Origin of the sequence: Ruminococcus sp. RTP21198st1_G1_RTP21198_201120 (genome assembly GCF_040924265.1) — a bacterium.
Taxonomy (GTDB): domain Bacteria; phylum Bacillota; class Clostridia; order Oscillospirales; family Ruminococcaceae; genus Hominimerdicola; species Hominimerdicola aceti.
On sequence record NZ_JBCOMH010000032.1, the window covers coordinates 1 to 11,032 of the forward strand.

At 42.9% G+C, this 11,032-nt stretch carries 9 protein-coding genes and 1 tRNA gene; 4 read left to right on the forward strand and 6 right to left on the reverse strand.

Annotated features, from left to right (window positions below):
* Positions 1 to 748: 748 nt before the first annotated feature.
* Positions 749 to 931, forward strand: a complete 183-nt coding sequence (locus AB5627_RS13935; protein ID WP_022286812.1) for a hypothetical protein — start codon at positions 749 to 751, stop codon at positions 929 to 931.
* A 108-nt stretch (positions 932 to 1,039) separates the two neighbouring features.
* Positions 1,040 to 2,632 carry a recombinase family protein gene (locus tag AB5627_RS13940; RefSeq protein ID WP_265291090.1) on the forward strand — a complete coding sequence of 531 codons (1,593 nt, stop codon included), beginning with the start codon at positions 1,040 to 1,042 and terminating at the stop codon, positions 2,630 to 2,632.
* Positions 2,633 to 2,826: 194 nt separating this feature from the next.
* Here AB5627_RS13940 and AB5627_RS13945 read toward each other — a convergent pair.
* From AB5627_RS13945 to AB5627_RS13970, 6 genes are all read right to left on the reverse strand, one after another.
* Positions 2,827 to 2,913 (reverse strand) — tRNA-Leu (locus AB5627_RS13945).
* A gap of 465 nt (positions 2,914 to 3,378) precedes the next feature.
* The gene (locus tag AB5627_RS13950; protein WP_022288389.1) at positions 3,379 to 3,909 is read right to left on the reverse strand and encodes a QueT transporter family protein; all 531 of its coding nucleotides are present in this window, start codon (positions 3,907 to 3,909) and stop codon (positions 3,379 to 3,381) included.
* A gap of 131 nt (positions 3,910 to 4,040) precedes the next feature.
* Positions 4,041 to 4,904, reverse strand: coding sequence for a class II fructose-1,6-bisphosphate aldolase (gene fba, locus AB5627_RS13955; RefSeq protein ID WP_038671333.1), 864 nt, complete (start codon positions 4,902 to 4,904; stop codon positions 4,041 to 4,043).
* Between the two features lie 101 nt (positions 4,905 to 5,005).
* Positions 5,006 to 5,578 (reverse strand): ANTAR domain-containing response regulator, encoded by a 573-nt coding sequence (locus tag AB5627_RS13960; protein WP_022288387.1) that lies wholly within the window; start codon positions 5,576 to 5,578, stop codon positions 5,006 to 5,008.
* Between the two features lie 33 nt (positions 5,579 to 5,611).
* A complete protein-coding gene (locus AB5627_RS13965; RefSeq protein WP_118054551.1) occupies positions 5,612 to 6,931 on the reverse strand; it encodes a glutamine synthetase family protein in 1,320 nt (439 codons plus the stop codon).
* A gap of 126 nt (positions 6,932 to 7,057) precedes the next feature.
* Positions 7,058 to 9,055 carry an NAD(+) synthase gene (locus AB5627_RS13970; protein ID WP_265291091.1) on the reverse strand — a complete coding sequence of 666 codons (1,998 nt, stop codon included), beginning with the start codon at positions 9,053 to 9,055 and terminating at the stop codon, positions 7,058 to 7,060.
* A 165-nt stretch (positions 9,056 to 9,220) separates the two neighbouring features.
* Here AB5627_RS13970 and AB5627_RS13975 point away from each other — a divergent pair, with 165 nt between their 5' ends.
* Both AB5627_RS13975 and AB5627_RS13980 read left to right on the forward strand, forming a co-directional pair.
* Positions 9,221 to 10,306: a sensor histidine kinase gene (locus AB5627_RS13975; RefSeq protein WP_368369908.1), complete on the forward strand. Its 1,086-nt coding sequence runs from the start codon at positions 9,221 to 9,223 to the stop codon at positions 10,304 to 10,306.
* 1 nt (position 10,307) lies between these two features.
* Positions 10,308 to 10,931, forward strand: a complete 624-nt coding sequence (locus AB5627_RS13980; RefSeq protein ID WP_022288383.1) for a response regulator transcription factor — start codon at positions 10,308 to 10,310, stop codon at positions 10,929 to 10,931.
* Positions 10,932 to 11,032 lie beyond the last annotated feature (101 nt).

The window sequence follows — 11,032 nt, forward strand, 5'->3', positions numbered from 1 at the left end:
ACACTCTCAAAAAGTTTGGAATTGATTTTCAGTACAAGCGAACAAGAAACGGCAGACTGATAATTCTTCATTACGACCATGAGCGTGACAGTAGTGACAGTAAAAATTCTACTGTCGTTACTGTCAACGGAGCGCATAAGCAATACCTCGCAAACCCTTGAAAATGCTTGGTTTACGATGATGACAGCAGGTGTGACAGTAACTGAAATCGGATAAAGTTACTGTCAACATTTCAAGGTTACTGTCAACGCAACGTAAGCCGATTTGCGGGCTTGAATTTTTGTCGGGTAAGTTTAGCCAAAGCATTTCAAAAGCCGACACAGGCGATTTGTTAGCCGCTGTGGGCGATATGTGTGAGAGGTTTTAATTCTGATAATAAAAAGGCAGTTGTTAATCTGCACAAATACCAGATATGCAGCAGTTAAAGCAAAGTAAAATATTTCATTGCAAGTTAAAGTTTCGGGGTCGTAGCCCCCTAAACGTTCACAGCGGACGAGCAAAGCTCGCCGCAAAAATGCCGAAAACACGCAGTTTCAGCAAAATGATTGTGCATAATTTTTATGGGGTCATAAATTTGAGCTTTGAATGATTGAGGGGTCGTAAGTGCAAAAAACTGCGTGAAATCGGCATAATTGCGGGCGTTGTTGATGATGTCAAACGAAATTTTAAGAAAGGAATGATTAAAAATGATCAGTTTAAAAATCAGAGAAAAAGAAACTGAAAAGACAGTAAGGAGGGCGATAAAAATATGCCAAGACAAAGAGAAATCCCGAAAATCAATTCAGTCACTGTTATCTATAATGGCGACGGAAAGACATTTGATACCTTCATGGAGTCCATGATTAACGACTATTTGAATTCAGATAGTATGTCCAAATGCTCCGACTCCGATTTTATTGAAAAGGTAGAACTTGTTGATAAAACAGCGTAATCGCTGGACTTTCAGGTCGGCTTGTGGTAGTGTCAATCTGAACGAAGTTCAGATAGGTAACGCAGACACACCATAGCGTGCCTGCCGAATTTAAAGGAGGTCGATAAAATGAGAGCGTGGCTATACTACAGATTATCTCGTGACGAAGATGAGGAAATGAACAGTCTGCAAAATCAACGACAGATTTTAGTTGATTACGCTGAGCAGAATGGTTACGAAATCGTCGGAGAGAGCTTTGATGACAATGTTTCAGGAATGACGTTTAACAGAAAAGGCTTAGGAGAACTTGAAATTGCTGTTGACGAAGGTAAAATTGATGTAGTTCTGGTCAAGGATCTATCAAGACTTGGCAGACACCGTACTCAAACGGAACTGTTCATAGATCACTTGCGACAGAACAATGTCAAGGTCTATTCTGTGACTGAGGGCATTGATTCCAGTAACGAGAATGACGATTTGATGATTGGATTCAAGCAGATCTTCAACGATTTTTATGCTAAGGACATCAGCAAAAAAGTAAAAGCAGGTGTACGTCAAAAGCAGAAAGGAAAAGGTCTGATAGAGTCCTTACCCCTCGGTTACAAGCGTGACCGAAACACAAATACTGTTTTGGTAGACGATGAAACAGCTTGGATAGTGCAGGAAGTATTCAAGCTATACGTTGACGGCTACGGCTTGACCACAATCGCAAAGAAGATGAACGAACGTGGAATAAAATCACCAGAATACTATCAGCGCAGAAAGCTAGCAGATTGGAAACCCGACATCTCTAAAAAATACTTGTGGGTACAAACAGCAGTCAAACGCATTCTCACAAATGAATTATACATTGGCACAATGGTTAATCATAAGACAGTAACTTCAAAAATATACAAAACCAAAACTTTCATTCCGCCCGAAGAACAGTATCGCCATGAGAATTTCTGCGAACCAATAATTGATGAAACAACTTGGAAACAGGCACAGTTTTTACTGGAACAGCGTTCACAGATTAATCCACGTTCGCAAAATGGCAGGAATCTTCATCGCTATTCCGGATTAATAAAATGCTCCGACTGCGGGGCTTGCTTTGTAGCTCGCACAAGAAAATGGAAAGGCAAAGAGTACGTTGAATACACTTGCAACAGCGCACACCGCTACGGCAAGCAATACTGTACTCCGCACACAGTCCGTGAAAATCAGCTTGACGCTTTGATCGAAGATGAAGTCCGAGGACTTCGTGAAACAATACTTGTCGAAAGCGAGCGCTACAACAAGATCGTCAAGGATTGGGTAAAGAAAAAGCCGCTGTACGAACGTCAGATACAGCAGCTCAATGATAAAATTTTATCGCTTAGACAGCAGATTGAAGATTTGATAATTGAACGTATTGGAGACAGAGAACACTCGCAGGTCTACAACAATATGATTACAAAGCGTGAAGAAGAAATATCCGCTATTGAAAAACGGATAACTGATCTTAAAGAGTATGACAAAATCTGCAAACAGAGAAAAGAACAGCTTAAAAACACAACACAGATACTTGATGAAATCCTGTCCGAGGGTACGATTTCGGATATCAATCTAAGAATGTTAGTCAAGCGGATTTTCATTCATCAAAACGAAGATAAAAGTCTTGACATCAGGTTCGAGATGAACGGAGAGTTTAATGGAACTGTCAGCGTGTTTATTGAACCAACGGACGAATTAGAAATAGCATAGAAATTAAAACGAAATCCGCAGTATCGCCTGCGGATTTTTCGTTGCATATATGAATATATTAACCGACAGACGCATTAGCTATGGTAGTGCGTTTTAGCATAAAATCAGTTAAAAACCGTTCTTAGAGCCAGCGCGTCTGCCCATTTATTTTTACTGGAGCAAAAGAAAAAAGCCCGATAAAATCGAGCTTTTCGTGGTGCGGATGACGGGACTTGAACCCACATGACCTTGCGATCACTAGCACCTGAAGCTAGCGCGTCTGCCAATTCCGCCACATCCGCATATAAAAATTTGAAACTTCTTACTCGGCTCAAATCTAAAACCGAGGTGGGCTTTTCACAAACAGCTCCACATGATATATGAACAGGAAATCGGCAAGCAGATAAATCCACTGTCGTTACGCTGCCTGAAGCTAGCGCATCTGCCAATTCCGCCACATCCGCATATAAAAATTTGAAACTTTTACTCGGCTCAAATCCAAAACCGAGGTGGGTGCTTATCACACTAATCCACATTTATGATGAACCAGAAAGCAGCCAAGCAAATAAATTCACTGTCGTTACGCTGCCTGAAGCTAGCGCGTCTGCCAATTCCGCCACATCCGCATATTTAACGTTGCTCAATGCAACGTATTTATTATATCATATTACACGTACTTTGTCAATACTTTTTCGCAGTTTTTTCGATAAAAACGCCAAAAAATAAAGCCTGACTAAAAAGTCAGGCTGATTTTTATATCGGAATCATCACCCGTTTTTAAACTGCTCACTAAGAGCCTGATCACTCATGCCGAAAGTCACAAGCTTGCTGAAATACTTGTTCTTCATAAGCGCCTTGATAAGTATTACACCAACTATCGTTACGCATACAAATTCGCCTAAGGCTACCCAGCCCATGTTCACAAGAAGCGGCGTCTTGAAGACATATGTCAGCTCAAAGCCAACTATCACCGCATTTGATATCACCGGGAAAAGCGACGCAACTACAAGATTTACCTTGTTTCTCAGCAGATAGATAAGAACCGCTGCCACAACTGTAGCAAGCGTTCCAAATACTACGTCCACCATTCCGAGCGTACTGAATAGATTGACTATCAAACAACCTATAGAAAGCGAAATGATGTAATCCTTGTTGAAATAACAAAGTAGCATCAAAACCTCAGATATGCGGAACTGTACCTGTCCGTATGCAAGTGAGCTGCAAAGCATTGTTGCCGCAACGTATATCGCTGCAACAAGTCCCATGTTTGTTAAACGACGTGCACTGAAAATTTCCATAAAAAAATCTCCTTGTTTTTATTTGTGAGTGGTTGATCTAGGTTACACTCTATTTAATTGGAAAATAAAATAACATAAAAAGGCTGCCGCCGAAACGACAGCCCGTTTATTTACGTTAATTTAGCTATTAATTAAGCCTTGCCAACAGAACCGAAGAGTTCCATCTTCTCCTTGACCTTAGCCTTGATAGCCTCGAAACCAGGGTTGAGAAGCTTTCTTGGGTCAAAGCCCTTGCCCTGAAGATCCTTGCCCTCTTCAATGTACTTTCTTGTAGCCTCCTGGAATGAAAGCTGGCACTCTGTGTTTACGTTGATCTTTGCAACGCCAAGTGAGATTGCCTTCTTGATCATATCGTCAGGAATACCTGTACCGCCGTGAAGTACCAGTGGCATATCGCCAACCTTTTCCTTGATAGCAGCAAGTGTCTCGAATGAAAGACCTGGCCAGTTTGCTGGATACTTACCGTGAATGTTACCGATACCAGCTGCGAGCATTGTAACGCCGAGATCAGCGATTGTCTTGCACTCGTCTGGATCTGCGCACTCGCCCATACCTACAACGCCGTCCTCTTCGCCGCCGATAGAACCAACTTCACACTCAATTGAAAGACCAAGCTGATCTGCAACGTGAACGAGTTCAGTTGACTTAGCAAGGTTCTCATCAAATGGATAATGTGAACCATCGAACATGATAGATGAGAAGCCAGCCTTTACGCACTTGTAGCAGCCCTCATATGTTCCGTGGTCAAGATGAAGTGCAACAGGTACTGTGATACCAAGCTCTTCGTCCATTGCCTTAACCATAGCGGCAACTGTCTTAAAGCCTGTCATGTACTTGCCTGCGCCCTCAGATACACCAAGAATTACAGGTGACTGCAGTTCCTGAGCAGTGAGAAGGATAGCCTTTGTCCACTCAAGGTTGTTAATATTGAACTGACCTACAGCATACTTGCCTGCAAGTGCCTTTGTCATCATTTCCTTAGCTGAAACTAACATTTTTTTAACGACCTCCGTTATTTAAAATTTTCCTCTATTATTATACAACATTACACCGTAAATTGCAATAGCGTGACATTAATTTAACAATTATGTAACATTTAAACCTCGTACATCTCGATGACCTTCTGAGCCACCTCGATCTTTGTGCATCTCTTATCCATAGCCTGCTTTTCAAGATATTTATGAGCCTGCTGTTCTGTAAAGCCAAGATACTGCATAAGTGAGCACTTTGCTCTGTTTATCGTTCTTATCTCTTCAAGCTTTTTGTGCAGTTTCAGATTTTCAGACCGTATTCCGAGCATACGTTTTCTTGCGGCACTGACAAATTTCATTGAACGGTAAAAATACTGTCTGCCTAGTGGCTTTGGTATCACCATTACGCCGAAATCTTCCAGTTTATCAGCAAGGATATCCGCATTTTCCGACTTTGCGATAGCCACACAGCTTGCGTCAGTTGAGGTGCAGACTATCTCCGCAAGCTCGTTGCCATATTCGTCTGACAATGGACAGTTTATCACGACACAGTCATAACTGCCTGACCCTACCGCACGCCTTGTTTCAAGACCCGTTGCGGCTATAGAAGTCTTGCAGGTGGGAAAGGTTTCTTTTAACAGACTCACAAGCATAGCTGTTGCCTTGTCATTGCTTGAAGCCACAAGTATCCTGTCCATTTCCCCACCTCCTTTTTTTAGCTTTCTCTGACATTACAGATGATAAAAATATCTGGCTGTTTCAAACTGCTCCTTATCGGCAGCTCTCTCATATTCTATGATAAGCTCCTTTTCTATTGCGATAAAACGCTCCAACATATGCTCAGGAAGCCTATCCGCAAGAAACTCGCTCTTTTCAGCACGTTCCACTGCCTCTTTCAAAGACTGCGGAAGTGTTTCAAGCTTTGCAAGCTCGTTTTCATCTGCCGAGCCTATATTGAAATTAAAAGGTTTTGGAAGTTCTTCCTTATTTATAACACCGTCTATGCAGGCATAAATAAGCAGACCCATAGCAAAGTAAGGATTACAGGTGTTGTCTGCTGAACGGAGTATTATACCATTCTCATCTGTATCAGCAAGCGGTGCACGAAGAAGCTGTGCATAATTTTCATGTGACCATGAAATGTACTTAGGTGCAAGCAGACTGCCAAAACGTTTGTATGAATTTGTAGTGGTGTTTAGAAACAGCGTCATGTCGCCAACGTTTTTCAGTATTCCTGCTATCATGCGCTCAGCCTCTTTGGAAAGTCCGCCAAGCTGAGGTCTGAAAACATTTTCCGTGCCTTTCATGCACATGAGCATTATATGCAGACCAGATCCGCAGTTATCGACGATAGGCTTTGGCATGAACGTTGCGTAAAGCCCATTTCTGTCAGCCACAGATTTTACAACGTTCTTGAACGTCACAAGATTATCGGCGGCTTTCAGTGCGTTTGAATACTGAAAATCTATCTCGTTCTGACCCGGACCGGTTTCATGTCTTGAGCTTTCTGGAAAAATATCCATTTGCTCAAGTGTCAGGCATATGTCACGTCTAAGGTTTTCTCCCCTGTCAACAGGTGCAGCGTCACAATAGCCTGCATAATCGTGAGGACGCTTTGTAGGCATATCAGTATCGTCCTTTTCAAAGCAGTAAAACTCGCATGAAGTACCTATCTGGAAGTTATATCCCTTGCCCTTCGCATATGCGATAGCAGTTTTGAGGAAAAACCTGCCGTCCCCCTCGAAAGCCGTTCCGTCAGGATATTTCAGGTGGCAGAAAAATCTTACTACCCTGCCGTGCTGCGGTCGCCATGGAAGAAGCGCCAGCGTATCAGGGTCAGGGAAAAGTCTGAGGTCTGAAGCAGTCACATTCAAAAAGCCACCGAGCTTTGAAGCGTCAAAGATAAGTCCCTCTCTGAATATTTTCGGCAGTTCGCCTGCTATAACAGAGATAGTCTTTAGCGAACCGAATATATCGCAGAACATGAGCTTTACGAACTTTACGTCGTTTTCTTCAACAAACTGCAAAACCTCTTTCTCTGTGTATTTCATAATAAATCCTCCGTAATGATACTGTTCAGAAAAGTTTTCCGTTCCTTACTTATAATTATATCTGAACAGCCAATTCTGTAAAACCGAGCAGTTATAAAGATTTTGTTACTTTATTTTTACCTTGCGTTATTTGTCGATATCCTCCAGCCAAAGCTTAGCCACAGCGTCAGACGGCATTCTCCAATCCCCTCTCGGTGACAGGGTAACAGAACCGATCTTTGCGCCGTCAGGCAGGCAGGAACGCTTGAACTGCTGTGAGAAAAATCTGCGATAGAATGTTTTGAGCCACTTGTCTATTACCTCGTCAGGATAATCCCCCTCAAAGGCATATTTCGCAAGCCTTTTCACCTTTGACGGCTCAAAGCCCCAGCGTATGCCATAGTAAAGGAAGAAGTCATGAAGCTCATATGGACCAACAAGGTCTTCTGTTTTCTGTGTCATCTCAGTGCCACTCTCGTCGGTAGGAAGAAGCTCAGGAGAAACAGGAGTGTCCAAAATATCGTACAGTACATCTCTCAGAGTATCAGATGTGCAGGTGTCGCCGTAATATTGAACGATATGTCTTACCAGCGTTTTAGGGATAGAAGCGTTCACACCGTACATGGACATATGGTCGCCGTTGTAGGTCGCCCAACCGAGAGCAAGCTCGCTCAGGTCGCCTGTGCCGACCACCATTCCGCTCACCTGATTTGCGATATTCATAAGCACCTTTGTGCGCTCTCTCGCCTGACCATTCTCGAACACAACGCTGTGATCATTGAAATCATGACCAATATCTTCAAAGTGCTGTAAAACTGCTTTTGAGATATCCACCTCTCTGAACGTTACCCCCAAAGCGTCGCAAAGTATCTCCGCATTGGAGCGTGTGCGCTTTGTTGTGCCAAAGCATGGCATCGTCACCGCAACGATATCAGTATGAGGACGTTTCAGCAAGTCCATTGCCATTACACATACAAGCAGTGCAAGCGTAGAATCAAGTCCCCCTGAAATGCCAATGACCACAGTTTTGGAATGTGTGTGTGCGATACGCTTCATAAGTCCATGGGATTGCATTTGCAAAATAAGGTGACAACGCTCATTTCTCTCCGCCTGATTTGCAGGGATAAAAGGCGTTTTAGAAAATTTCCTTGTAAGCTTGGTATCACACATATCAAAGGTGATATAATCTACAGGCAGAACGTCAAGAAAATACGGCTTATAAATTTCATTTAGCTGATCCCAAACCGAATTGCTCTCAGGATAGGTGGAGATCTTTCTTCTCTCGAACGCAAGCTTTTTGAAGTCTATCTCAGATATAGTTATGCCGTTTTCAAAAAGTCTGCTCTCTGCAAGTATAGAGCCGTTTTCCGCAATGATATTGTGACCCGAAAAGACCATATCCTGCGTTGACTCACCGTCACCGGCGGAGCAGTAGATATATCCTGCCACCAGTCTTGCAGACTGATTTGACACAAGCTGTCTGCGGTAAGAATCCTTGCCGATGACCTCATCGCTTGCGGACAGATTGCAAATAAGCGTTGCACCCGATTTAGCAAGATAATTTGAAACAGGGTCAGCCACCCACAGATCCTCGCAAAGCTCAAAGCCTATCTTCACGCAGTCGCTTGGCTGCTCGCCGTTGTTTTCCCAGTTGTCAAGCTCAAAGACATACTGTCCCATTTGTGCAGAATGCATATCGTCATCGGCAAAATACTGTGTAAGCTCAAGCTGGATATTGCCGCCCATATATGGTGCAAAATGCCTTGCCTCATAAAACTCGTTATAATTCGGTAAATGCGTTTTCGGTATAAATTTCAGTATCTCACCGTTTTGTATAACTGCCGCACAGTTATAAAGCTTGCCCTTTGCCCTCACAGGCATACCAACAGCCACAAGCATATCGCTGTTGACAGTTTTCTTCGCTATTTTCACAGCACCGTACATCGCCCTATCAAGCAAAGCGTTCTGAAAGAACAAGTCCTGACAGGTATAACCTGTTATGCAAAGCTCAGGGAACACAGCGACCTTTACGCCCTCTTCCCTGCACTTTTCAAGTTGACTGATTATTTTATCCACATTGAAGTCAACGTCTGCCACCTGTATCTCAGGGGTGCAGGCGGCGACCTTTATAAAACCGTCTTTCATAAAAATAAGCTCCTTACAAGAAATTATCATTGTTATCATTATACCATTTTTTATAGGTATAAGTCAATGATTTTTACAGTATAGCAAAACTATTTTAGAACGATACTAGACAATCGGCCACTAATGTGTTAAAATTGAGATATCACATCAAAGGGGGAGCGCCATATGAACAAGCTGTGGGATAAGTTTCTTTTAGGCCTTAGCTGCTGTGCATTCATGCTTGCAGAGGGAACAGATCCGTCAAACATCACCACATTGCTATTGGCTGTAATATGCTCCGCTATCTTTCAAATAAAACCAAGCTCTGCCGTTGCATACCTTTCAGTTATTGCGTACAGCTCACTTTGCATTTTCAGTAAAGAAGCTTTGATACTCGCCCCTTTGGTGCTTTATGATGCTTTCTGTACAAAATTTTACCCTGCTATGGTCTTAACATTCATAGGTGTACTTGCAAATATATTCACTCTGGAAAAAGACATATTCCCGCTTGTCGCTCTTTTTTTGGTAAGCTTCACAATTTCAAGCCGCAGCGTTCTGAACGAAAAGCTGACAAAGATGCTCATAAATACTCGTGACAATTCAAAAGAACTTACCACCCAGCTTGTAGAAAAAAACAAAGCCATGCAGAGAAATCAAGACTACGAGATATATCTTGCCACGCTGAAAGAGCGTAACCGCATTGCAAGGGAGATACACGATAACGTGGGACATATGCTCACAAGGTCTATTTTACAGCTTGGTGCGCTTTCGGTCATAAACAAAGATGAAACTGTCGGTGAAGCCATCAACGACCTGAGCGGCACGCTGAACACCGCCATGACGAGCATACGAAGCAGTGTTCATGATCTTCATGACGATTCTATCGCACTAAAGCCTGCTGTTGAAGACTGCATAAGACCTCTGAAAGACAGATTTGCAGTAAGCTGTGATTATGACTTTTCCGAAAGAATGTCACGAGATGTGAAGTTTTGCTTTATTGGCGTTATAAAAGAAGCACTTTCCAATACTGCAAAGCACAGCGACGGCGACAGCATAAAAATAATCATTCGTGAACACCCTGCTCTTTATCAGCTTAGTATCGCAGACAACGGAAGCTGTCCCGAAAAGATAGACGAAAACGGCATGGGGCTTGCCAATATGCGAGAGCGTGCGGCTTCTTTAAATGGAAACATAAACATCACATCGGGCAGCAAGGGATTCCGCATTTTTCTGTCTGTGCCGAAACAAAACCTGACTGAACGGAGGTATTGACATGAACATTGTTATAATAGATGATGACAAGCTTGTGGCAGTGTCGCTGAAAACCATTTTGGAAAGCACAGGCAGTGTGAAAGTTCTTGCCATGGGAAGCTGCGGTGAGGAAGCCATAGAGCTTTATTCTCTTCTCAAGCCTGATGTTCTGCTTATGGATATCCGCATGAACGGCATGAGCGGCATTGAAGCCGGCGAAAAGATCCTTGCTGGGTACCCTGACGCAAGGATACTTTATCTTACCACATTTTCTGATGATGAATACATTATAAAGGCTGTGCTTATGGGAGCAAAGGGATATATTTTAAAGCAGGATTTTGAAAGCATATGCCCTGCCCTTGAAACCGTCATGAATGGGCAGACAGTTTTCGGCTCAGATGTTGCAAGTAAACTTCCTGAGCTTCTTACCAATCACAGCAGTTTTGATTTTGACCACTACGGCATAGTCGAAAAAGAGCAGGAGATAATCGAACAGGTGGCAAAAGGGCTTAGCAACAAGGAAATAGCCTCACTGCTTTATCTCAGTGAGGGCACAGTGCGAAATTACATCAGCACTATCCTGGAAAAGCTCTCCCTCCGTGACCGCACACAGCTTGCTATTTTCTACTATACCAACATACAATAGCACTACAATTTCATAAAAAGTAAAGGCGCTGTAAAAAAAAGCGCAACAAAGCCCGTGGATTCCCTCGATATGGAAGCCCACGGGCTTTAATATATCACACA

Coding starts and splice junctions, on each gene's coding strand:
- AB5627_RS13960 (WP_022288387.1), bottom strand. CDS start 5,578: ATGGACAGGATACTTGTGGCTTCAAGCAATGACAAGGCAACAGCTATG.
- AB5627_RS13965 (WP_118054551.1), bottom strand. CDS start 6,931: ATGAAATACACAGAGAAAGAGGTTTTGCAGTTTGTTGAAGAAAACGAC.
- AB5627_RS13975 (WP_368369908.1), top strand. CDS start 9,221: ATGAACAAGCTGTGGGATAAGTTTCTTTTAGGCCTTAGCTGCTGTGCA.
- fba (WP_038671333.1), bottom strand. CDS start 4,904: ATGTTAGTTTCAGCTAAGGAAATGATGACAAAGGCACTTGCAGGCAAG.
- AB5627_RS13970 (WP_265291091.1), bottom strand. CDS start 9,055: ATGAAAGACGGTTTTATAAAGGTCGCCGCCTGCACCCCTGAGATACAG.
- AB5627_RS13940 (WP_265291090.1), top strand. CDS start 1,040: ATGAGAGCGTGGCTATACTACAGATTATCTCGTGACGAAGATGAGGAA.
- AB5627_RS13950 (WP_022288389.1), bottom strand. CDS start 3,909: ATGGAAATTTTCAGTGCACGTCGTTTAACAAACATGGGACTTGTTGCA.
- AB5627_RS13980 (WP_022288383.1), top strand. CDS start 10,308: ATGAACATTGTTATAATAGATGATGACAAGCTTGTGGCAGTGTCGCTG.
- AB5627_RS13935 (WP_022286812.1), top strand. CDS start 749: ATGCCAAGACAAAGAGAAATCCCGAAAATCAATTCAGTCACTGTTATC.